20 protein-coding genes and 1 pseudogene are annotated in these 21,340 nt (G+C 60.7%); 11 read left to right on the top strand and 10 right to left on the bottom strand.

Annotated features, from left to right (window positions below; translation table 11 throughout):
• Positions 1 to 8 precede the first annotated feature (8 nt).
• Complete coding sequence (locus JO015_21465) at positions 9 to 878, top strand: 3-methyladenine DNA glycosylase (protein ID MBW0001673.1); 870 nt, start codon at positions 9 to 11, stop codon at positions 876 to 878.
• 14 nt (positions 879 to 892) lie between these two features.
• Here the strand turns inward: JO015_21465 and JO015_21460 are convergent, their stop codons facing one another.
• Positions 893 to 1,669, bottom strand: coding sequence for a hypothetical protein (locus JO015_21460; protein ID MBW0001672.1), 777 nt, complete (start codon positions 1,667 to 1,669; stop codon positions 893 to 895).
• Between the two features lie 22 nt (positions 1,670 to 1,691).
• Between JO015_21460 and JO015_21455 the strand changes: the two genes are divergently transcribed.
• Entirely contained in the window at positions 1,692 to 2,057 is a 366-nt protein-coding gene (locus tag JO015_21455; GenBank protein ID MBW0001671.1) for a DUF423 domain-containing protein, read from the top strand.
• A gap of 49 nt (positions 2,058 to 2,106) precedes the next feature.
• On the opposite strand, the gene JO015_21450 is transcribed toward JO015_21455, so the two are convergent.
• Both JO015_21450 and JO015_21445 read right to left on the bottom strand, forming a co-directional pair.
• The gene (locus JO015_21450; GenBank protein MBW0001670.1) at positions 2,107 to 2,865 is read right to left on the bottom strand and encodes a hypothetical protein; all 759 of its coding nucleotides are present in this window, start codon (positions 2,863 to 2,865) and stop codon (positions 2,107 to 2,109) included.
• A 189-nt stretch (positions 2,866 to 3,054) separates the two neighbouring features.
• Positions 3,055 to 4,158: pseudogene (locus JO015_21445) on the bottom strand (IS630 family transposase).
• 668 nt (positions 4,159 to 4,826) lie between these two features.
• On the opposite strand from JO015_21445, the gene JO015_21440 reads away from it, so the two are divergent.
• Positions 4,827 to 5,849, top strand: a complete 1,023-nt coding sequence (locus tag JO015_21440; protein MBW0001669.1) for a transposase — start codon at positions 4,827 to 4,829, stop codon at positions 5,847 to 5,849.
• A 23-nt stretch (positions 5,850 to 5,872) separates the two neighbouring features.
• Here JO015_21440 and JO015_21435 read toward each other — a convergent pair whose 3' ends face one another.
• Positions 5,873 to 7,303, bottom strand: a complete 1,431-nt coding sequence (locus JO015_21435; protein ID MBW0001668.1) for a deoxyribodipyrimidine photo-lyase — start codon at positions 7,301 to 7,303, stop codon at positions 5,873 to 5,875.
• A gap of 103 nt (positions 7,304 to 7,406) precedes the next feature.
• Between JO015_21435 and rplM the strand changes: the two genes are divergently transcribed.
• The 4 genes from rplM to JO015_21415 all read left to right on the top strand — a co-directional run bounded on the left by rplM (position 7,407) and on the right by JO015_21415 (position 10,064).
• On the top strand, positions 7,407 to 7,832 hold the full coding sequence (gene rplM, locus JO015_21430) for a 50S ribosomal protein L13 (GenBank protein MBW0001667.1): 426 nt from the start codon (positions 7,407 to 7,409) through the stop codon (positions 7,830 to 7,832).
• 13 nt (positions 7,833 to 7,845) lie between these two features.
• Positions 7,846 to 8,235, top strand: coding sequence for a 30S ribosomal protein S9 (gene rpsI, locus JO015_21425; protein MBW0001666.1), 390 nt, complete (start codon positions 7,846 to 7,848; stop codon positions 8,233 to 8,235).
• Between the two features lie 234 nt (positions 8,236 to 8,469).
• Entirely contained in the window at positions 8,470 to 9,366 is an 897-nt protein-coding gene (gene lipA, locus JO015_21420; protein ID MBW0001665.1) for a lipoyl synthase, read from the top strand.
• Complete coding sequence (locus tag JO015_21415; protein MBW0001664.1) at positions 9,366 to 10,064, top strand: glycosyltransferase family 2 protein; 699 nt, start codon at positions 9,366 to 9,368, stop codon at positions 10,062 to 10,064. The genes lipA and JO015_21415 overlap by 1 nt, the downstream gene beginning before the upstream one ends.
• Positions 10,065 to 10,139: 75 nt before the next feature.
• Here JO015_21415 and JO015_21410 read toward each other — a convergent pair whose 3' ends face one another.
• The 6 genes from JO015_21410 to thiH all read right to left on the bottom strand — a co-directional run bounded on the left by JO015_21410 (position 10,140) and on the right by thiH (position 16,241).
• The gene (locus tag JO015_21410) at positions 10,140 to 10,643 is read right to left on the bottom strand and encodes a DUF3106 domain-containing protein (GenBank protein MBW0001663.1); all 504 of its coding nucleotides are present in this window, start codon (positions 10,641 to 10,643) and stop codon (positions 10,140 to 10,142) included.
• Positions 10,619 to 10,972, bottom strand: coding sequence for a hypothetical protein (locus JO015_21405; protein ID MBW0001662.1), 354 nt, complete (start codon positions 10,970 to 10,972; stop codon positions 10,619 to 10,621). The genes JO015_21410 and JO015_21405 overlap by 25 nt, the downstream gene beginning before the upstream one ends.
• 145 nt (positions 10,973 to 11,117) lie before the next feature.
• Positions 11,118 to 12,977: an RNA polymerase sigma factor RpoD gene (gene rpoD / locus JO015_21400; protein MBW0001661.1), complete on the bottom strand. Its 1,860-nt coding sequence runs from the start codon at positions 12,975 to 12,977 to the stop codon at positions 11,118 to 11,120.
• Positions 12,978 to 13,065: 88 nt separating this feature from the next.
• Positions 13,066 to 14,868, bottom strand: coding sequence for a DNA primase (gene dnaG / locus JO015_21395; GenBank protein MBW0001660.1), 1,803 nt, complete (start codon positions 14,866 to 14,868; stop codon positions 13,066 to 13,068).
• 54 nt (positions 14,869 to 14,922) lie between these two features.
• Positions 14,923 to 15,123 carry a sulfur carrier protein ThiS gene (gene thiS / locus JO015_21390; GenBank protein ID MBW0001659.1) on the bottom strand — a complete coding sequence of 67 codons (201 nt, stop codon included), beginning with the start codon at positions 15,121 to 15,123 and terminating at the stop codon, positions 14,923 to 14,925.
• Positions 15,120 to 16,241, bottom strand: coding sequence for a 2-iminoacetate synthase ThiH (gene thiH / locus JO015_21385; protein MBW0001658.1), 1,122 nt, complete (start codon positions 16,239 to 16,241; stop codon positions 15,120 to 15,122). Before thiH ends, thiS begins: the two co-directional genes overlap by 4 nt.
• A gap of 426 nt (positions 16,242 to 16,667) precedes the next feature.
• Between thiH and JO015_21380 the strand changes: the two genes are divergently transcribed.
• The 4 genes from JO015_21380 to JO015_21365 are packed head-to-tail and all read left to right on the top strand — an operon-like array spanning position 16,668 to position 21,007.
• Positions 16,668 to 17,759, top strand: coding sequence for a polyprenyl synthetase family protein (locus JO015_21380; GenBank protein MBW0001657.1), 1,092 nt, complete (start codon positions 16,668 to 16,670; stop codon positions 17,757 to 17,759).
• The gene (locus tag JO015_21375) at positions 17,756 to 19,321 is read left to right on the top strand and encodes a phytoene desaturase (protein ID MBW0001656.1); all 1,566 of its coding nucleotides are present in this window, start codon (positions 17,756 to 17,758) and stop codon (positions 19,319 to 19,321) included. Before JO015_21380 ends, JO015_21375 begins: the two co-directional genes overlap by 4 nt.
• A 25-nt stretch (positions 19,322 to 19,346) precedes the next feature.
• The gene (locus tag JO015_21370; protein MBW0001655.1) at positions 19,347 to 20,288 is read left to right on the top strand and encodes a phytoene/squalene synthase family protein; all 942 of its coding nucleotides are present in this window, start codon (positions 19,347 to 19,349) and stop codon (positions 20,286 to 20,288) included.
• Entirely contained in the window at positions 20,282 to 21,007 is a 726-nt protein-coding gene (locus JO015_21365) for a lysophospholipid acyltransferase family protein (GenBank protein MBW0001654.1), read from the top strand. Before JO015_21370 ends, JO015_21365 begins: the two co-directional genes overlap by 7 nt.
• Positions 21,008 to 21,340: the final 333 nt, after the last annotated feature.

The following is a 21,340-nucleotide window of genomic DNA, read 5'->3' as shown; positions in this document are numbered from 1 at the left end:
AACTTCTGATGACGTGCACGGTTTGGGGTGAAGACGAGTGGATGGAACGGATGCAGCGGCATCGGCTCCGCCTCGAACCGTACGTGCTGCCTGCCCTCGCACGAAAGTCGCGCCAGGAAAAACATCCCATTTACGATTTTCTGTTCGAATACTACTCGTTCCGGCCCGGTTCGCTGCTGCGCTGGAGCCCCGGACCGGGCGTGGTGCTGGGCGGATCGCGGGCGGGTCCGGCGTTTGCGGGGAGGAAAGGTTTTATGGAGGTTGCGGGCGGGGTTCGCGTGGCGCCGTTTCCGGCTGCGCGCCTCGATTACCTGCGGTGGGCTGCGCATTTTCTGACAACGACCAGTGCGCGGCCACCCGCCTTTGCGTGTCTCGGCTTGCATGAGTGGGCGATGGTTTACCGCAGCCGGGGAACGCGGCATTCCCAGATGAATCTCCGGTTGGCTGCCGGTGAGCTTGAGCGGGTTTTGGAAGAACAAGCCCTGTGTTGCACCCATTACGACGCTTATCGCTTTTTTACCGGCGCAGCCCTGCCGCGAAACGAGCTTGCCCTGAGCCGTGACACCACCACGGCACACGACCAGCGCGGGTGCATTCACGTGAACATGGATCTATACCGGTTCTGCTATAAAGTTTACCCTTGGTTAGCGGGCGAATTGCTCGCCGACGCGTTCCTGCTCGCGGTGGCCGCGCGGGAGATCGATATGCGCGCAAGCCCGTATGACTTGAAGCCGTTAGGGTACGAGCCGATCCCCCTGGAAACCAGTGATGGCCGGGGTGAATACGTTCGTTTGCAGCGCCACTTGGCGGAAAGAGCTCAGCCGGTGCGGGCAGGCGTCCTGGCAGCTTACCGTGCCCTCCTGGAAACGGTTGAGTGAAAGGGCACGCCAGTTTATCTGCCCAAACGAGCCGCCGCCAAGGTTTGGTAGCGACGGTCCTGCGCGTCGACCGGCTTTAGTTCCGACACTTTTTGCCATTGCTCCCGGGCCGCCGGCATATTGCCCATGGCCTCGAGAACTTTGGCGTACTCGGCGTGGTGGATGATACGATTGGGCGCCAACGCAATCGCCTTTCTAAAATTCTCGATCGCCTCTTCCTTGGAGGCAGGGGGGAACTGCCCATAAACCACCTGGGCGATCCCGCGTAGGATCGGGTTGGTGTTCGCCATTTCAAAATTCCAACGCGCCAGAATCAGGTGCCCGTAATCGTTGGACGGGTCCAGTTGCAGTCCGCGCGTGACTTCATGGTAAACCCGTTTGGAGTATTCAACTCGGGTGCGGCCGTCCAGCATGTCGCAGATCTCGCCGTAGGCTGCGGCCAGCGCGATGTGGGCCTGCGGATCGCCGGGAAGCTTGCGGACGGCATTCTCACCCAGCCTAACTGCCAGATCCGCGTAATTTTTCCGTTCGCCGGGAATGTTTGTGTCTTCGATCTTCCAGCTGTACAGGCGGCTGAGCCGTTTTTCGATTTGGGCGTTACCCGGATCCTGGTTTTCCGCTCTTTTGAGAATCTCGATGGCGCGGTCAGTTTCGCCGGCTTGCTCGGCTTGATCCGCCTGCGCGAGATTGGCAGCGAGATCTGCTGCTGCTGATGTTGTTGTTGCTGCTGCGGCGGCGGCGAGTCTTGTCAGCAAAGCGAAACTGAACACAAAAAGGTATAAGTGCCTCATTTGATCCTTAATCCAACGTCTAATGAACGTCCAACTAGCAAGAAAATTGACGGCTGTACTCGGTTTCTTTGGGGTGCTGTTGGGTGCCTTCGGTGCGCACGCGTTGCATCCCAGCCTGGAGGCAGCAGGTATGATGCCGGTCTGGCAAACAGCCGTACTTTACCACTTGGTGCATGCTGTGGCCCTCCTGGCCATCTCCGGGCAGGCCGCCATTTCACGATTGACTTTCTGGTCCTTTTTTCTGGGCGTGGTAATCTTTAGCGGTTCATTGTACCTTCTCGCGGTCACCCGCATTTCGGCCTTTGGGGCAATTACACCCTTTGGCGGAATCGGGATGTTGCTGGGGTGGTTGTCCGTGCTGTTCGGCAGGCGCGACAACGTGCGTTGACGCATGAATGGCGGCGCCGCGGGGGACTGGGTGTCCGTGAAGGTGGCCTTTAACGCAGTTTGGCGGCTGCTTCGCGCTGGTAACGGCGGTCTTCATCGTCCTGCGGCGGGAGTTGGAGAACCTTGCGCCACTCGGCTTTCGCCGCCTGAACCTGACCACTCTTCTCCAAAGCTTTGGCGTACTCGGCATGGTAGCCGATGTTGTTCGGCGAGATCGCGATGGCTTTGTTGAAATTTTCGAAGGCTTGCTCCTTCGACGCGGGGGGCAAATCCCCGTAAAGGATCCTGGCAATTCCGGCCAGGATCGGGTTCAGCGTCGCCATCTCGAAGTGCCAACGCGCCAGAACCTCGTATCCATCGTCGAGTTTCGGGTCCAGCCGGACCGCTCGTTCCGCCTCCGACTTAACGTACTTCGAGTATTCCATTTTCGTTCGGTTATCGACGAAGTCGGCCATCTTGCCGTAGGCGATGGCGAGCGCAAGGTGCGCTTTTGCATCGTAGGGCGCCCCCGTTACCGCACGTTGCGCGTAGGTCAGCGCCTGTTTCGCAAGCGTTCTCTGTTCTTTTTCCGGCGCGGTGTCCACCAGGTCTGCGTACACATTAGAAAATCGGTAAAGCACGGACGGGTTGTCCGGGTGAGTCCGATTGAGCTCCTCAAGAATTTCGAGAGCCGGCTTTAATTCACCCCGATCTTCGAGTTGGTCGACCCTGGCCAGGGCGGATCCGAAATCCTCAGCATGAACGGAAAGGGCAGGGGAGATAAACAAAAGAAAGAGGCAGAGCAGGCGGGTACCGAAAAAGGCTTGCATAAATAACTAATACACGCTGCGGATCAAACGGATAATTTACACCCTGCGCGAAACGGATTCCTCTAATCCGCGAGCGGTGTGGAGTCATCATGGCGCTCTCGTCTGGCCCCTGAGCCGCTTCAACCCAAGCGCCGCGTCTGCAGAGTAAGGGGGCGGGGACAAACGTTCCTGCCCTGCCCTAGTGCAGTTTCAATTGAGCTGTTGGGCAAGCGGCGGGAAGCTTTCGCAGCCGAAGTAAGCGCAGACCCGCTCGATGGTTTCGGCCGCCGTCACTTTGCGGTCCGCTTCGAGGATGGCGCGTTTGCCGTGCACCCAGTAAGGCTCGATCCGGTTGAGCCACGGGCTCTTGATCGGCAAGGCGCAAACCACGATGCGCACGCGCCCTTCGCGTTTGAGCCGCCGGTTTTGCGCCCGAATCCAGGCGCGCACCCGCTCTCCTCTTGTGCCAGGCCGCGTTGTCCCAAACTAACAAGAGGGCCCGGCGCCCTTCGGCGGCCAACCGCTCGCAGGCCCAGCCCAGGAAATCCTCGGTGACCTGACTAACCGGCCGGCCTTGCACGAAGCGCAGCCAGATGGCCTCGGTGTCGGCCCGCAACAACCCGTAACAGCAGAGGGCTTTAGGGTCCGGGTCGTCCTTGTCGGCCTGAAGTTCTTCTAACCGCAAGGGCCCTTCCGGCCCGCTCCAGGCGTGCAGCGCCGGGCGGGCCAACCGGCTCCACCAGGTCTCATCGACAAAACCCACCACCCAGTCGGGGTGCGCCTCAGCTAACCTCAAGAGCCGCGCCCGGGCTTTTTTTTTCGCTCGTGGGCCGGGTCGGGGCTCGTGATCCACTGCTTGGCCCGCTTCCAGCCCAGGCGCAGCCGCTGGATGGCCTGCCGCACCGTCTCAGCACTCAACACCCGCTCGCTGAGCCCCTGCTGGTAAGCCACTTCGGCCGCCAGTGGCAACGTCCAGTGGCTCTGGGGGTAGCCGAAGGCGCGCGGGCTTTGGTGCAGCAAGTCCCGTAAGCGCTCGGCCCGCGGGGCGTCCAGCAGCCGGTGGGCCGAGTGGGGCCGGCTGGAGCCCCGCGTCAAGCAGTCGGGCCCTTGCTGCTCGAAGGCGTGGAGGGTGTTGCGCACCGTTTGGGAGGCGCAGCCCAGGGCGGCGGCGATTTGGGCCGGCCGTTGGCCCTGGGCGCTGGCCCGCAGGATTTGGCAGCGACGCAGCGTGAAGGCGTCCCGGGACTGCAGGCCGGCGCGCAGCTGCTGGACTTCTTCGGCCGTCAAGGGCCGCACAAACAACGGAGGCTCCATCGTCGAGCTTACCACGGCCCGGGTACTCTCACAACACGTCCTTCGAGATTGCACTAGGTCCGGGGTACCCGCGGTACTGTGCCGGGTGCCAGCGATTACGAGGCAGAAACCTCCAAGTCATTGCGCCTTTCGTCATTCCACACTCGGGAAACAAACGGACCTGTCCCTAGGAGAAAAACGGGCCTGTCCCTATGTACGCCCAGGGTCCAAGGAAGAACGGACCCGCTCTTCCGATCTGGAGGAGAGCCTTGGCCCTTGTAGGCCGCTCCCTGGTATCATCTGGCCTGTCCCCGTCGTATAATCTGGCCTGTCCCCGTACCGGAGGTTTCCCGGGGGCGGCGCAGCCGGAGCGCCAGCGGGCTAAATCGGCCCATTTGGCCAACCTTGGCCCGGCGCTGCGCCCAAGTCGGGGAGGGTAATACGGGTGGGCACGTCTTGTGGGGCGACCGGGACAGACCCGCTTACCGGAGCTGGCCATTATTCGTCGATGCGGACAGGCCTAATTGATCGATGTTTTATCGGCGCCCGGCCTCGGTTGGGGCGACCCGCGGGAGCGCGGTCGCTGGTTGGCGTGGATCGATAGGGACAGACCAATTGCCGCCAGGGCAAGGGGAATGAGAATCCGTATTTGCAACTTTGTTTTTATGAGTTATGAATTCGCCTGACCCATGCGTCTCGCCCGCCTCAAAGGCCCCGGCCCCACCTGCTTTTACCACTGCCTGTCGCGCATCACCGGCGGCGAATTCATCTTTAAAACCACCGGGTACGGCTCCGGAGAAGCGGAGTACTTCGTACGCCTTCTGCACGGGCTGGCGGCTTTCAGCGGCATCACGATTCTCACTTACGCCCTTATGGGCAATCACTTCCATATCTTGTGCGAAGTGCCCCAACCCCGTCTCCTGTCCGACCCGGAGTTGCTGGACCGGGTCGAGGCCCTCTATGGGCCGGAACGCCGCAACACCGACGAGCGGGTGCTGCAAGGCAAGACGCCCGGAGGCGAGCTAGCTGCCCAAACCTTACGGCGAAGCTACCAAGCGCGTATGTTCGACCTGTCCCGCTTCCTTCAGGAGCTCAAAAGCCGCTTTGCCCAGTGGTACAACCGCAAGCACGATCGCTACGGGGCGCTGTGGGCCGAACGATTCAAAAGCCTGCTGGTCGACGGGGGCGTAGCGCTGACGGCCGTGGCCCTCTACATCGACCTCAATCCGGTGCGGGCTGGATTATGCGCTGACCCGAAAGATTACCGTTACTGCGGCTATGGCGAGGCGGTGGGGGCAGGCCGGTTGCGGGCAGGGCTTGCGCGCGCCTTGGGTTACGATTCGCAGACAGGGGCTGACTGGACGGAGGTGCAGGCGGCCTACCGGCGATTGCTGTATCGTACGGGGGTGGTCAGTTCGCAGGCGGGCCAAGCGGCGCTGGGCCTGGAGGCAGCCCGCCGGGTGGTCGAGCAGGAACAGGGGGCGCTGTCGTGGCTGGAGCGGCTGAGGTGCCGGCTGCGATTTCTGACCTACGGGCTGGTGCTGGGCCGCCGGGCGTTTGTGGAAGAGCAGGGGGCGCGGGTGCGGCCGCGGACGACGCAGCACTTGAGGGAGGCTGGGGTGACCGCCGGGGATCCGCCGGATGAGAAAGCGGTCGGGGGTTGGTTTGTGTGGCGCCGTGGCCGTGCCGTGCCGGTGGAAGAGAGCGGTTGAACGCCGTGGTGCCCGGCTAACCCTTACGGAAATGGGTCACGGCAATCCGTCTTTTCCGGCGCCTTACCTTGTTGAGCCCGCTGAAACCGTTCGACGGTTAACTCCCGTTCGCGGTCGTGGTCGACCATGGGCAGAGGGTAACCTTTAATCAGCGGGCTGTTTGGGGGCCGCATAAGGTCGATCAGCTTCACGTCGCGGAGTTCGGGTACCCATTTCTTAATGTACACGCCTTCGGGATCGTAACGCTTCGTCTGGGTCCATGGGTTCTGGATCCGGAAATAGGGCGCTGCGTCCGCCCCCGTCCCAGCGCTCCATTGCCATCCACCGTTGTTGGACGCGATTTCACCGTCGACAAGTTTTCGGCAGAAGAACTGTTCGCCCCGCTTCCAGTGCACGTGCAGATCCTTGGTCAGGAACATGGCCGTTATCATGCGCAGCCGGTTATGCATGAAGCCGGTGGCCAATAGCTCGCGTATCCCGGCATCGACGATCGGGAAACCAGTGGCGGCTTCACGCCAACGGCGGAAAGCGGCTTCGTCGTCGTCCCAGGCCAGCGCATCAAGGCCGTGGACGAAATTCTGATGCACCACTTCGGGGTAATGCCAAAGGATCTGCAGATAGAATTCGCGCCAGATGAGCTCATTGATGAACGCTCCGATGCTCCGGCGTTGGGCGGCATCACCGCCGTGCAGGAGTCTTTCGGCCGCGGTTAACACCTGACGGGGCGAGAGCGTGCCCCAGCGCAGGTCTTGCGACAGTCGCGAGTTGCCCGCCTCGGCCGGCAGGTTGCGTTTAGCAGCGTATTCGAAGATCGGGCCATCCAGAAACTGTCTGAGGCGATTCCGGGCCGCCTTCTCGCCCGGTTCGACGATGCTGGCTTCGGGTTGCAGGTTCCAGTGGGCAAGGGTGGGAAGGGGTTCGCTGGGGACAGTCCCCGGGGTATGTAACCGGTCGATTTTAGGTAGTACCGCCGGACGCGGGACGCCCTGCCAGGCGCGCGCGTAGGGACCGAAAACGCGAAAGGGCTGCCCGGACCGGGTCAGGACGGCATTGGGGGCTTGAATCGTCACGTCAAGAAACCGGTGGAATTCGATGCCCCAGTCGCGCGCCCTTTTTTCGAGACAGCTTTCCAATGTCACGTCGAAAGGGTCCACCCCGCGGTTGGTATAAATCGCTTCAGCAGAGGTTTCTTTGACCAAACGTTCGAGCTCGGCGCACGGTTCACCGATCCGGATGATGAGGCGCCCTCCGACCAGGGCCAGGTTCTTGGCCAATGAATCCAGGCAGCCGCACAAGAATTGCTGGCGGCTCGGGCCGGTCCAGGGATGGCGGCCTTTCCACGTCGACACGACGTAGAGAGGCAGCACCTCGTCGCCGGCCCTGCAGGCATGGTAAAGGGCGGTATTGTCCGAAATCCGAAGGTCGCGGCGGAACCAGTGGATGACGCGTTTCATCGAGGACGTTACGCCTGGGGCGCTCAAGCGGTTGAACCGCCCATAAACCGGTTGACAGCCCTAAGGCAGAAAGTTAATTTCCCGGCTCTTTTGGAAGCACTTTATGAAGACGTTTTCAGCCAAAGCGAGCGAGATAGAGCGTAAATGGTACATCATTGACGCCAAAGATCAGCCGCTGGGCCGCGTTGCCGTCAGGATTGCCAACGTCCTCCGGGGCAAGAACAAGGCAATTTTCACGCCCCATGTGGACACGGGTGATTATGTGGTGGTCATCAACGCCGAAAAAGTCTGGCTTGGAGGTAAAAAAGAGACGCAAAAGACGTATATGAGCTTTTCGGGTTACGTTGGGGGCCACAAGTCCGAAACGGTGCAGCAGCGGCGCCAGCGCCGTCCTGAGCTTCTGATTGAGCACGCCGTGAAAGGGATGATTCCACACAATCGTCTTGGCCGCCGAATCTTTACGAAGCTGAAAGTTTACCGGGGCGACCAGCACCCCCACCAAGCGCAACAGCCGATTCCTCTGAACTGAACCGATTGTCATTATGCCTGAAGTTTTTGCCGCCACAGGTCGCCGTAAGACCGCCGTTGCCCAGGTTCGCCTTGTGCGGGGTACCGGGAAAATTGTCGTGAATGGCCGTTCATTTGAAGAATACTTCACGACCCCGTCGCTGCAGTTAACGGTGCTTAAGCCGTTTGAGGTGACAAAGACCACAAACAACTTTGACGTACGGGTGCGCACGGACGGAGGTGGTATCGCCGGCCAAGCTGGCGCGGTCCGCCTTGGCATCGCTCGAGCGCTGCTCCAATACGACGCGGCAACGCGTCCGTCCCTGAAGGAGCAAGGTCTGCTGACTCGGGATCCGCGCATGAAAGAGCGCAAGAAGGCGGGTCAACCCGGTGCCCGGAAGCGGTTTCAATTTTCCAAGCGTTAAGCCTTCGTTCCGGCAAGATTTTCAGAAGGCGCCGTCTTACGGCGCCTTTTTTGTCACACGGCGCCACGGCGGAACACGGGGCTGACGGCGGGAAGGCGGATTACTTTCGGATTTGGGGCTGCGATGGACGTTTGCCCTTCACACTGCCGCTGCGAACCCCGAACTCCGAACCTTACCCGCGACCCGCCACAGCGATTTGCAAACCGGGCTGGCTCCCGGTAATTTCGAGTTCTCATGTCGTGTCAAAAGATTGACCCGTCCCTCCACCAGGCGAAGAAGCCCGAATGGATCAAGGTTCGGCTGCCGAGCAGCCCGGTTTTCTTCTCAACCAAAGCGCTCATCTCCGACCTGCGGCTCCATACCGTTTGTGAATCGGCCCAGTGCCCGAACCGCTGGGAGTGCTGGAGTCAAGGCACGGCTACCTTCATGATCGCCGGAGAACGTTGCACGCGGGCGTGCGGCTTTTGCGCGGTCTCAACGGCAAAACCGTTCGCGCTGGAAGCGGACGAACCGCAGCGGGTGGCGGAAGCGGTGCGGCGGATGCGTCTTAAGCACATTGTGATCACGGCCGTGGCCCGCGACGACCTGGCTGACGGGGGCGCGGAGCACTTTGCCCAGACGATCCGCGCCGTGCGTGCACTCGATCCGGAAATCGTGATTGAGGTTTTGACGCCCGATTTCAACGGCAAAGAACCGGCGCTGGCATCGGTGGCGGCGGCGCAACCGGACATTTTCAACCACAACCTGGAGACGGTTGAGCGCTTGACCCCATTTGTTCGGTCCCGTGCGAAGTACCGCTTATCGCTGAATGTGCTTCGCCGGATGAAGGCAGTCGATCCGGCTGTGGTCACCAAGAGCGGGCTGATGCTCGGGCTGGGTGAAACGGAACCAGAGCTTTTTCAGGCCTTGGACGACTTGCTGGATGCCAAGGTCCAGGTGCTGACTCTGGGCCAGTATTTGCGGCCCACGCCGCAGCACCTGCCCGTGGTTGAATACGTCCGGCCGGAAACGTTCGCTTTTTACAAGGAAGTTGCTGAACGAAAAGGATTTGAGTACGTCGCGTCCGGTCCTTTGGTGCGTAGTTCCTACCACGCGGCCGATTATCATCCGGCTCGACGGCGCTCGCGCTGATGGGGCAGCAACCGTCACAGTCGCCGTGGACCGGCGCGATTATTCCGGCGTATCGCGAAGAAGCGTTCATCGGAGCTGTAGTCCAGGGACTCCGGAAACAAGTGGGCCCGGTTGTGGTGGTCGACGATGGTTCGCCTGATGGAACGGCGTCGGCAGCCGAGCGCGCGGGTGCGTTGGTGTTACGCCACGAACGTAATCGAGGCAAAGGCGCCGCCATTCAGACCGGGCTGAATTTTCTGGCCGGTACCGGCGTGGAACGATTTTTTCTCCTGGACGGCGACGGCCAGCATGATCCCGGGGATATCCGGCTGTTTTTTGATGCCGCGGACCGGACCGGGGCGGACCTGATTGTGGGCAACCGCATGAATGATCTCTCGGGCATGCCGCTGATTCGCCGCTGGACGAACCAGTTCATGTCATGGCAGATCAGCTCCGTTTGCGGACAGAAGCTTCCCGACAGCCAGTGCGGCTACCGGTTGGTGCGTCGCGAATTGATTCCGCTGCTGATGAGGTGCAGCACCGGCTTTGATTTCGAAACCGAGACGCTGTTGCTGGCTTGCCGCGAAGGTCACCGTGTGTGCTTCGTACCGATCCGGACAATTTACCGGGATGAAACCAGCAAGATACGACCCGTTCGGGATACGATTCGATACTTCAAGTTGATGGCGCGTTACCGGAAAAGACCGGGTAAGGCGTAGATGGAAGCACTCCGGCAGCCAGCCCGGAGGCTTCGCCCCGGCGCCGCTCCCCCCGCGCACCGCTGAAGGCACCACTCACCTCATCGAATTCGAGGGTGAGCTCGAGGTGAATTCCTTTCTTAATTCCTCGATGATCGCCGTATTGCCGGCCTGGCGGCGTTCCTGCGTCTCTTTCAAGAGTTGCTCTTCCAGCTTGCGCCGTTCCTGCTGGTAACGTTTGCGGAACCGTTCGCGTTGATCCTCGGTCAGGTGCAGACCTGATCTTTGCAGGGCTTCAGCGGTATCTTCGTCCCGCTTTTTCTCGCGCATGCGCTGGCGTTGCCGCAAAATTTCGCGCTCCTCGGAAGTGAGATCCTCCCAGCGATGATAATTCTGGAGGAATCTCTGCTGCTGCTCAGGCGTGAGTTGCTCAAAGGAATGCCTGAACTCCTCCAATCGATTTGTCGTTTGCTGCTGGGCCGACGACGACGGGGAACTCAGGGGCGAGCCCGGCACCGGCGTGGGTGCTGGCGTCTGCGCGTGCCCGGTGACAAAAAGACCAAAGATGAGAGCGCTTAACGAGCTGAGGAATCTAGCCATACGGAGGATTCCTCTGAAGCCATATCGTAGTCCAAGTCGGCAATAACTTCGACATCAGACGGCTCTGCTTGCGAGACGACGATCGGTTTCGGCACAAAAACCTTTTTGCTGTGCTGAATCGGCAATGCCAAAATTGCCAGGGACACAGCCACAGCCCCGGCAGCCGCACCAGGCAACCCGAAACTAATCCAGTTTCGCCAAAAGCTTCGCCGTCTGGCGTCAACCTGCCGTACGGCCGCAAGCACTTTGGCGCTGAAGAAAGCTGAAGGCTCAACCCTTCTTGCTTTGCCCAACAAAGCCCACAACTCGTCCTGTTCAGGATCCTTCATCTCGTGTTATTCAACCCTGGGCTACGGTCAAAGTTTCGAAACAGATACGCTAAATCAGGTAATCCGCAGCCTCGTTTCCAGCCGCTTCAAACGGCCGGGAATACCTCCGGGACCCAAGATAACTCAGGAGTGGCCCGTCTTCCAGTTAGTCTCCGGCTTCCAGGAAGCCTTCAAGCTGGCGGATGCGGGTCGGGTGACGCATTTTACGCAGGGCTTTCGCTTCAATCTGCCGGATACGTTCCCGGGTAACGCGGAACTGGCGGCCAACTTCCTCAAGGGTCCGGCTGTAACCGTCCACTAGACCGAACCGCTGTTCCAGCACCTGGCGTTCCCGTTCGGTCAGGGTGTCCAAAACGTCGCGGATCTTTTCGCGCAGGAGGACAATGGCCGTCATGTCGCTCGGATTTTCCGCGCCTTTGTCCTCGATGAAATCTCCGAAGCTGGTGTCTTCACTATCGCCAACCGGTGATTGCAACGAGATCGGCTGTTGCGCCATCTTCAGCACGGCGCGAACCCGCTCGACCGGCAGTTGGATTTCTTCGGCCACCTCCTCCGGATTCGGCTCGCGCCCGTACTCCTGAACCAGTTGCTTCTGCACCCGCATCAGCTTGTTGATCGTCTCGATCATGTGCACGGGAATGCGGATCGTGCGCGCCTGGTCGGCAATGGACCGCGTAATCGCCTGTCGAATCCACCAGGTGGCGTACGTCGAGAATTTGTAACCTCGCCGGTACTCGAATTTTTCGACGGCCTTCATCAGCCCCATGTTGCCCTCCTGAATCAGGTCCAGGAACGAGAGGCCGCGGTTGGTGTATTTCTTGGCGATGGAAATGACCAGCCGCAGATTGGCTTCGACCATTTCGGTTTTGGCGCGCAGGGCCTTGCGCAACCATGACTTGAGCTCCTGGTACTGCGCCAGAAAGTCTTCAGGTTTCTGCCAGAGCCGGCTTTCGAGTTGTTGCAGTTTCTGGCCGTACTCAGCCATCTTTTCGGTCGCCTGCTGGTGCCGGAACTTGGCGATCTCGTTCTGGAGGCTATGAATGTGCCGGGATTGGTCATCCGCCAACTGAACGAATTCTTCGATGACCTTCTGTTTGAAGTAGAAGCGGGGGTAAAGCTTCATCAGGGCGGTGTGCGCCTTCTGAAACTCGATCCTGGCCGTGTTATTGTCCTGGTTGCCTTCCGCCGCCCGGACCCGAATGAGCCTGGCGTATAACTGTTCGGCGTCGTTGCACGCCTTTTCCAGCTGAGCGCAGAGCTTCGGCAACGCCTTCAGGTACCGTTCGCGGCTCTCGATCTTCTTATCGAGGATAACGCGATCGAAGCGTTCGCGTCCTTCGACCAACTTCTGCGCCAGCTCAAGGTAAGCCCGCGCGGTGAACCCGAAGCGGTGGATATGCTTTTGCACCATCACTTCGGCGCCTTCAATCCGCTTGGAGATTTCGACTTCCTGTTCCCGCGTGAGGAGGGGAACCTGGCCCATCTGCTTGAGGTACATGCGGACGGGGTCATCGAGGATGTCGATCGTTTTATCCTTTCCGTCTTCATCGTCGTCCTCGAGGTCCTTTTTACCGTCCTTAAACCGGTCAACTTCGGACGCGTCGATGATGTCGACTTCCATCGTCCGCAGACGGCTGAGAAGCTGATCCATTTCGTCCGGATCAGCCATGCCGTCCGGCAAGGCTTCGTTGATGTCGTCGTACGTAAGGTACCCTTGCTCCTTGGCGAGCTTCAGGAGTTCACGCAGGCGCTCCTGCAGATCCACGCTGCCCTCACCGGAGCCGGATTTTAGTTCGGAGCCCACGAGCCCGTTTGTACCTTTTGGTTCCACCGGATCGTCTTGATCGGCAGCGAGGCTTTCGATTTTAGTTTCAGCCCGGGAATTCAACTTTTTACCTGCGGTCACCGTTCCGCGGTGAGCCCTTTCGCCTGTCGTGTGTTTGGAAGCAGCCGGCGTTCGGGCGGCCTTTGGATTCTTTTTATTTGAGGTCACCTTCTTGGGCATAACGAAACGAGTAGGCGCAGGTAGTAGTTGCGGGGACGCACCGGCAGACGTAACCGAGAAAAGCTTTACGAGGAGGATGCACCATCGATCACAACGCCCGGGTCAAAAGTCGCGAAATATCTTTGACGTCCGATTCATGGTCAAGAGTTTCTTTTAGCTCGCGTTCCGCCGCCAGCGACGCGGGTGAATCCTCAGGGCTCAGCCGCAGGATCCGTTCGAGCTGAACGCGGCGTTCGCGCAAATGCTTGGCCGCGAATTCGAGCCAGAAGACCTTGCGCACTTCAGGGTCGATGGGTTTGAGGGCAAGCACTTGTGAAGCGAGCGCTGCCTCCACGGGCTCGCGGGTGGCGAGGAACGTGGCCAGACTGGCCGCATTTTCCGGGTCAAAATCTGCCGCCAGGACGGTGCGAAGGAACCCGGCCTCCGGCAAGTGATCGAGGATAAAACCCCAGGACTGCGCCCGCAGCCATTCCCGGGTGGCGCGATCGGTCAGGGCGATGTTGGCGAGCACCGTCAGGTCGTGCCGGAGGGTGGCCGGGGGTGGGTTGGGGCCGTTGGAAGGTAAGGTTCGCCCCCGGGCAGCCGGCTTGGGCGCTCTGATCATCTCTTCCAAAGCCGTCCGCGGCAGGTTGAACCGTGATGCGAAGCGGCTGAGCATGGTTTCGCGGGTGACCTGGTCAGGAACGAGGCTCACAAAATGGGCCAGTTTGCGCGCAGCCGCGACCCGCTCGGCCGTGGTCGGGTTTGTGGTCTGCGCCGACACGCGTTCGATTTCGAAGTCGAAGAAATCCTTGCTCTGCTCGACGAGGGCCTGAAAGGCCGCGGCGCCCTGGCTGCGAATCAGGGAGTCCGGATCCTCCTTGGGCGGCAGCCGGCCGATCCGCACCTGCAACCCGGCCGCGTAAAGGATTTCGAGGGCGCGTTCCGCCGCCTTTTCGCCCGCGCGGTCGGCATCGAAGAAGAGCAGCACTTCCTCCGCAAAACGCCGGAGCAGGGCGGCATGTCTTTCGGTGAGCGCGGTCCCTTGCGGGGCAACGACGTTCTCGATGCCCGCTTCGAAGCAGGAGATCAGATCGATCTGTCCCTCCAGGATGATGGCCACCCCCGCCTTGGCCACGGCTCGTTTCGTCCGGTCAAACCCGAAAAGGATGTTCCCTTTCGAAAAGATGCTCGTTTCGGGCGAGTTGACGTATTTGCCCCCGGAAGCATTCGGGTCAAGCACGCGGCCGCTGAAAGCGATCACTTCGCCGACGTCATTGCGGATGGGGAACATGAGCCGGTCGCGGAACCGGTCGTAGTAATCCCCCTCGTGTTCGTTGCGCAACACAACCAAGCCGCTCTCCAGCAGTTCCTCGCGCCGGAAGCCCGCCGTTTCCGCCCACCGGCTCAACTGATTCCAGCTGTTCGGGGCGTAACCGATCTGCCAGCGTTTGGCGACGTCGATGTTCAGGCCGCGCTGCTGCATGTAAGCCCGGGCGTGATCGGCCTGTCTCAGGCGCAGCAGGTTGTGGTGAAACCAAGCCGCGGCTTCGGCGTGCAGGCGCAGCAGGCGGCTCCGGCGTTCACGGTGGGCTTCCTCTTCCGGGCTCCGCTCCAGTTCGGTCAGGGTGATCCCGGCGCGACGCCCGAGCCGGCGGACGGCTTCAGGGAAATCGACGTTCTCATACTGCATGAGGAACTGGAACGCCGACCCGCCGGCGCCGCAGCCAAAGCAGTAATAGGATTGTTTGGACGGGCTGACGTGGAACGAGGGCGTCTTTTCGTCGTGGAACGGGCACAGGGCCCGAAATTCGGTGCCGGCACGTTTAAGGGGAAAGTATGACCCGATCAGCTCGACGATATCGGTCGCGGCTGCAACCTGTTCGATGGTTTCCGGTGCAAAACGCCCCATGTCTCAGCTCTGTACAAAATCCAGCCGGCGCCCGGATCAACAGCCTGGCCGGGGTCAGCCGCCGGCCACCATCTGCACGATCTCCACTACGTCGCCTTCCCTAAGACGGACCCCGTCGAAATCTTTGCGCGCCACGGGCTCACGGTTACGTTCCACCAGGACCGCTTTTTCCGGCAGGTTAAGCCTGGCCAGCAGTTCGCCGACGGTGAGGTCGTCGGACTGAACCGAAGGGTGGCCGTTAATCAGAATTTTCATGCGTCCGCCAGGGTGAGAGCCGGGTCCCAATCCTTCCAAACCGGCTCAAGGCCGAGGCGGGTCAACGTGGCGGCGACCTCTTCAGGCGAGCGATCGTCGTCGATGGCAAACTGCGCTTCGGCTTTCCCAGGGACATTCGTGGCGGCCGTGGCACGGCCGCGAACCGTGAGGTGGAGCGATTCGCAGCCCTGGCCGGTATAGCCTCCCGGCGCCGTGCAGCTGCCCGCGCTCATCATCGTGATTCCCAACGGCATCAGCGCATCCCGGAGGGGCCCCGGTTCGCGGGTGCTGAGAACCAGACCGACTTGCGGGAGCATGACCCTGAGCGCGCAGACCAGCTGGACGAGTTCGCGTTCTGAAAACGTCGTCCTCGGGTGAAAGTCGCCCGCCGCCGGGCGCAATCGCGGCAAGCTTACCGTGATTTGTGCCCGCCAACACTTGCGCAGCAGAAATTCCACGTGCTCAAACAAGTGCATCGCTTCCGTCCGCCAATCCCCCAAGCCGAAAAGGACGCCTATCCCCAGCCGCCGGAACCCGGCGGCAAACGCGCGTTCGGGACATTCCAGGCGCCAATCGAAATTGCGTTTCGGCCCGGACGTATGCATTTCCCGGTAGATGGCGCGATCGTAAGTCTCCTGGTAAACGACCAGCCCTTCCGCGCCGTTGGCCACCAGGGGGCGGTAATCTTCCACCTCCATCGGCGCCACTTCGAGGGATACCGCCGGAATCACGTCCCGGACCGCGGCCACCACGGAGGCCAGGTACCCGTTGGACACGTACTTGGGGTGCTCACCGGAGACGAGCAGGACATTGCGGATGCCCCGATCGGCCAGGTAACGGGCTTCAGCCAGGACCTGCTCGACCGTCAGGGTCACCCGCAGGATAGGGTTGTCACGGGAAAAGCCGCAATAGGCGCAGTTGTTGATGCACTCGTTGGACAAGTAAAGCGGTGCAAACAACCGCATCGTGCGCCCGAAATGCTTGCGGGTGATGGCGGCCGCGCGCTGCGCCAACGCCTCCAGACCCGGATTCGACAAAGGTTCCAGAAGGCGTCGGAAAGATTGGGCGCTGGCGGACAAGGTGCGGTTCGGATCACGGAAGCGTTCGGCAAACGTCATGTAGGCAAATGGGTTACCGGGATCACCATACGCCGGTGTGCCCGGGCTGCAATGAGTTCGGGGTTCGGAGTTCGGAGTTCGGTCACACGGCGGGCACAGCGGGATTGGCGGGCACGGCGACAGAGTTCACACGGCGAACACGGCGGACCACGGCGACCACGGCGGGAGGAGGAGAGTTCGGAGTTCGGAGTTCGGAGTTCGGAGTGCGGAGCGGCATCATGGGTGCCGGCTGCCGCTGTCAGGTCCAGCGTTTGGGATTCTTTTTCTGCGTTCTCTGCGTGTTCTGCGGATGATTCTGCCTTCCCGCCATGTGAGCGTGCCCCTCGGAGGAGATCGGACCCGGTTCCACGACGGCTCCGAGCCCCGAACCCCGAACTCCGAACCCGCCTGAGCATCCAAATATTTACACCTCGCGTATTTTTGGACGTGGCACCGTTAACTCAGGGACTACCGGCGGAGGATTTCACGCCTACTCACCCGCAGGTTTTTCGCCGGTTGGTAGACGACCAACTCGTACGCAAGTTGGCCGGGTTAACCCAGCTATACCGCGACAAACGCCTGGACCTTTTTCATGAAGCGCTTCTGGAGTATATGCGGAGGCCCGGCAAACGCATCCGGCCTCTCCTGTTTCTCCAGGCAGCGGAGCTGTTCCAGCCAGCAGAATCGGCGCATCTGCTTAATGAGCTTGTGTCGGTTGCGACCGGTCTGGAATTGTTGCACGCGTTCGTGCTGATCCACGACGACCTGATCGATAGTTCTGATTTCCGGCGTGATTTGCCGTCGCTGCACCGTTCCCTCGAAGACCGAAGTAAGGGCGGCCAACCGGCCCGCACCGGTTCTAACCTGACGATCGTTTTCGGAGACCTGCTTTTTGCGTTAGCCCAGAAATGCATCATCGATACGCGGATCCCGGTCCGTGCAACCTTGCTTTCGAAACTTCTGGATTACGTTTTTGATACGGGTTATGGCGAGATCGCCGACATCCTGCTGGGCGAGGGTTGTATTTCGCAGGTAAGCGCAAGGGAGATCAAGTGGATGTATCAATGCAAGACCGCCCGGTACACCTTCGAATGCCCGCTCGTTCTGGCCGGAATCATCGGCGGCCTTACGGAAACGGAATTGCGCCAGTTGGCTGCCGTGGCGCAGCCGGCCGGTCTGGCGTTTCAGATTCAGAACGACTTGAAAGAATTCGTGCGCGGGGTTCAGGGCGGGTTAAGCGATGATCTGGTAGAAGGTAAAAAGACCTTGCTATTATGCACCGCTTACGATCGCCTCGGGCCGGAAGACCGCATGCAGTTGCGTAACTTGCTGGGTCAGAAGTCACGCACCGCATCGGATCTCCGTCAGATGCAACGGCTCATCGTGAAGAGCGAGGCAGTGGCCGAGCAGGAGGCGGTGGTGGAACAATTATTCCAGCAAACCTGCCTGGCGATCGAATCACCGATGCTCAGGCCCGAAATCCAGACCGGACTGCACAATCTTTTGCAAACGATCCGACGCCTCATTCAAACCTCATGACAACGTGCACGCCAGCGGTCGCACCTTCATCAGCCGAACGGCCTGGCCCTCAGCTCCGGGCGGCGGTGATCGGGAGCGGTTTTGGCGGGTTGGCGGCCGCGATTCGTCTGCAGGCGCGCGGCTACCAGGTCCACCTGTTCGAAATGCGGGATAAACCGGGCGGCCGGGCGTACGTTTATGAACAGGACGGGTTTACGTTTGATGCAGGTCCCACCATTATTACGGCGCCATTCCTGATCGAGGAACTGTTCACGCTCGCTGGGCGAAACCTCGCCGATTACCTGCGGATCGTCCCCTGCGACCCGTATTACCGAATCCTTTTTCCTGACGGCCGCCGGTTTGATTACACCGGCGACGAAAGCCGCATCCTCGCCGAAATTGAGAAGTTCAACCGTGCTGACGTCGCGGGTTACCGCCGGTTTGTCCGGCAATCTGAGGCGATCTTCCGGCGTGCGTTCGTGGACCTGGCTGACCGGCCATTCTCGACTTTCCGGGACATGGCCAGAATTGCGCCGGATCTTATCCGCCTGCGCTCGCACGAATCGGTCTACGGGCTGATCTGCCGTTACCTGCAGGACCCGCAACTGCGCCAGGTGTTCAGCTTTCACCCCTTGTTAATCGGCGGCAACCCGTTTCAGGCAAGTTCGATCTATTCAATGATTCACTTTCTGGAGCGGAAGTGGGGGGTGCATTTCGCGATGGGCGGCACCGGGGCAGTGGTTAACGCTCTGGTGCAACTCTTTCGCGAGATGGGCGGCGTGCTGCACCTGAACTCGCCGGTGTCGCAGATCCTGGTGGAGCGGGGACGCGCGACCGGGATACGGACGGCCGGCGGCGCCGAGTTCCGCACCGCGCTGGTCGTGTCAAACGGGGATACGGCGAACACCTACCGAAAACTGATCGCGCCGGAGTGGCGCCGGAAGTGGACCGACCAACGCCTGCAAAGGATGCGCTATTCAATGGGCCTGTTTGTCGTGTACTTCGGCACGGACCGCACCTACCCCGACCTGGCCCACCACACGATCATCCTGACCGAGCGTTACGGCGAGTTGCTCAAGGACATTTTCAGCCGCAAGGTTCTGGCCTCCGACTTTTCAGTCTACCTGCACGCACCGACCCGGACTGACCCGACGCTGGCACCGCCGGGCTGTGAATGCTTCTATGTCCTTTCACCGGTGCCGAATCTGCAGGGGCGCGTGGACTGGGCCGGCGTCAAGGAAGCGTATGCCGAGCAAATTCTGGCCTCGTTGGAACGGTGGTGCCCGGATCTGCGCCGTCATATCGTCACACGGCGCATCATGACGCCTGCGGACTTTGAGTACGAACTTGATGCATACGCAGGATCTGCGTTCCAGTTCGAACCGGTTCTCACGCAGAGCGCCTGGTTCCGACCCCATAACGTCAGTGAAGATGTGCAGGCGCTCTATTTCACTGGCGCCGGTACCCATCCCGGGGCGGGCCTGCCGGGGGTGCTCTGCAGCGCCAAAGTGTTGGACCGGGTGGTGCCGGCGCCGGGGGCGACGGCGGGTTTAAGCTCGACCCGCCGGGACATTCTGGCATGATCGCCAGGGAAACCAGTTCAGGGCTATGTTTGCTATCTCTGCAGGGTGCCGCCGGCCGGATGTGGCCGCTCATGTAACGCTTGCGGCAAGTGAGCGCTATTGCCGGGAGAACACCCGCAGGCATGCCCGGAGCTTTTATTTTGCCTCATTCGCACTGCCTAAAGGTAAGAGAGTCGCGGCGTACTCGCTCTACGCCTTTTGCCGTTACCTGGACGACCTGATTGATCAGCGGCAACCGGGACACAACGGTGCCGAACTGGTTGCCCGGGTCCGTGAAGAATTCGCGGGCCTGGTTTCCGGGGAGGTGCCGGGCCCACCGTTTGCCCTCGCGTTTGCCAATTCCGTCAAGTCGTATCGGATACCTCCGGAACCGTTTTTGGACCTAACCCGAGGGGTGCTGATGGACGCCGGCCCGATCGCACTCCGGACGTGGGATGAGCTTCGCCGGTACTGTTATCATGTGGCCTCGGTGGTTGGGCTGGCGATGTGCCCTGTCCTGGGCCTCGCCGGTGGCCATGATGGCGCCGAGCACGCGGTGGAGTTGGGGATTGCCATGCAGTTGACCAACATCCTGCGGGACATCCGCGAAGATTGGGAACGGGGCCGGGTTTATCTGCCGGCGGATGAACTGGCCCGCTTCGGGGTGAAGATCGAGGACGCGGCGTGCGGCAGAGTTACAGAACCTTTCCGGCAATTAATGCAGTTTCAAATCGCGCGGGCGCGGGCCTTCTACATTCGCTCCGAGGCCGGAATCCCGATGCTGGCCGATGATGGTTCCCAGGTTACGGTCTGGATGATGCGCCATATCTACGCCGGCATTCTGGAGGAGATTGAAAAACAGCAATTCGATGTTTTCCGGAAGCGTGCCAGCACCTCACTCGCGCGTAAAATCGCCCTGGCCGGACGGGCGTACCGCGACTACCGGCGCACCCGGGCCAACAACCGCGGATCCGCGGTCGCATGCTGAAGGCGCGCCGCCAGGGTTCGTTCGTCCTGCTTGTGCGCGTGCTTATCTGGCTGGCATTGCGCCGCCGGTTCCAAGGCATCTACCTGATCGGGGCCGAAAACCTGCAAGCACTGGGCCGGAAACAATCCCTGGTGGTGTGCGCCAATCACACGAATTGGTGGGATGGTTTTGTCGCCGGTTTGCTCACCGCGCAACGGCTCCGTAAACGATTCTATGTGGTGCAGGAAGAACGGCACTTGCGGCGTTACTGGTTTTTTCGTTTTGCCGGCGCCTTCGGCGTCGACCTGGATGCCCCAGGAAAGGCGCTCGCCACCGTCCGGCACGCGCAGGCGCTCCTCAAGCAGCCGGGCGCGGCGGTATGGATCTTTCCGCAAGGCAAGTTGATGGCGCCCGACGAACCTATCCGGGTCCGCCGGGGCGCCACCTACATTGCCGCCCGGGCCGGTGCAGCCATCCTGCCGTGCGCGCTCCGGTACGAATTCCGGGACCAGGAGAACCCATTTATTTTCGTTGCGTTTGGGCGCCCGTTGCCCGCACCCGCCGCGGACGAAACGCTGCAGGCGGAGTTGCAGCGTTTGGTGCGGGAAGCCAAGCGTTTCGCCGATCCGGACGTACCGTTGCCTGAATGTGCATTGCTTCGGTCCAAGCTTTCGATCAACGAGCTCTGGGATGCATGCGTAGCCCTGATCAGGGGATTGCTACGCCGGCGCTACCCGTAAGGACTTTCGTTGATCGAAAGGCGGCTAACATCGACCTGCTGACCCGCTCCTTGCCCGCGTCGATTGGGTAAGAGCTAATACCATTCAGGCGATTATCTCGGTAACGTTTCGACCGGATTTCAGCCCTGAAGGGGCGCTGGAACATAGCCCGGGGTTACCCAGGGGGTAAAGCCCCGGGCTAAGTTCCTTTGGCCCTTCAGGCCATCAAACCGTCTGCCGGCCCGTTTGGCTTCGCCCGTGTATACGGTCCAATAGGTGTAACGCTGGCAGGGTACCCGGGAAGGAAGGCAAAATTTTACCTCCATGGCCGTCGAAATGGTATAACTCGCACCG

Source organism: Verrucomicrobiota bacterium, from assembly GCA_019247695.1.
GTDB lineage: Bacteria > Verrucomicrobiota > Verrucomicrobiia > Chthoniobacterales > JAFAMB01 > JAFBAP01.
The sequence above is the reverse complement of the archived record's forward strand: the minus strand, read 5'-3'. Positions and strand labels throughout refer to the sequence as shown.

Bases quoted from the DNA above. Each gene is read 5' to 3' on its own strand.
- JO015_21465 (MBW0001673.1), top strand. From the start codon at position 9: ATGACGTGCACGGTTTGGGGTGAAGACGAGTGGATGGAACGGATGCAG.
- JO015_21460 (MBW0001672.1), bottom strand. From the start codon at position 1,669: ATGAGGCACTTATACCTTTTTGTGTTCAGTTTCGCTTTGCTGACAAGA.
- JO015_21455 (MBW0001671.1), top strand. From the start codon at position 1,692: ATGAACGTCCAACTAGCAAGAAAATTGACGGCTGTACTCGGTTTCTTT.
- JO015_21450 (MBW0001670.1), bottom strand. From the start codon at position 2,865: ATGCAAGCCTTTTTCGGTACCCGCCTGCTCTGCCTCTTTCTTTTGTTT.
- JO015_21440 (MBW0001669.1), top strand. From the start codon at position 4,827: ATGCGTCTCGCCCGCCTCAAAGGCCCCGGCCCCACCTGCTTTTACCAC.
- JO015_21435 (MBW0001668.1), bottom strand. From the start codon at position 7,303: ATGAAACGCGTCATCCACTGGTTCCGCCGCGACCTTCGGATTTCGGAC.
- rplM (MBW0001667.1), top strand. From the start codon at position 7,407: ATGAAGACGTTTTCAGCCAAAGCGAGCGAGATAGAGCGTAAATGGTAC.
- rpsI (MBW0001666.1), top strand. From the start codon at position 7,846: ATGCCTGAAGTTTTTGCCGCCACAGGTCGCCGTAAGACCGCCGTTGCC.
- lipA (MBW0001665.1), top strand. From the start codon at position 8,470: ATGTCGTGTCAAAAGATTGACCCGTCCCTCCACCAGGCGAAGAAGCCC.
- JO015_21415 (MBW0001664.1), top strand. From the start codon at position 9,366: ATGGGGCAGCAACCGTCACAGTCGCCGTGGACCGGCGCGATTATTCCG.
- JO015_21410 (MBW0001663.1), bottom strand. From the start codon at position 10,643: ATGGCTAGATTCCTCAGCTCGTTAAGCGCTCTCATCTTTGGTCTTTTT.
- JO015_21405 (MBW0001662.1), bottom strand. From the start codon at position 10,972: ATGAAGGATCCTGAACAGGACGAGTTGTGGGCTTTGTTGGGCAAAGCA.
- rpoD (MBW0001661.1), bottom strand. From the start codon at position 12,977: ATGCCCAAGAAGGTGACCTCAAATAAAAAGAATCCAAAGGCCGCCCGA.
- dnaG (MBW0001660.1), bottom strand. From the start codon at position 14,868: ATGGGGCGTTTTGCACCGGAAACCATCGAACAGGTTGCAGCCGCGACC.
- thiS (MBW0001659.1), bottom strand. From the start codon at position 15,123: ATGAAAATTCTGATTAACGGCCACCCTTCGGTTCAGTCCGACGACCTC.
- thiH (MBW0001658.1), bottom strand. From the start codon at position 16,241: ATGACGTTTGCCGAACGCTTCCGTGATCCGAACCGCACCTTGTCCGCC.
- JO015_21375 (MBW0001656.1), top strand. From the start codon at position 17,756: ATGACAACGTGCACGCCAGCGGTCGCACCTTCATCAGCCGAACGGCCT.
- JO015_21370 (MBW0001655.1), top strand. From the start codon at position 19,347: ATGTTTGCTATCTCTGCAGGGTGCCGCCGGCCGGATGTGGCCGCTCAT.
- JO015_21365 (MBW0001654.1), top strand. From the start codon at position 20,282: ATGCTGAAGGCGCGCCGCCAGGGTTCGTTCGTCCTGCTTGTGCGCGTG.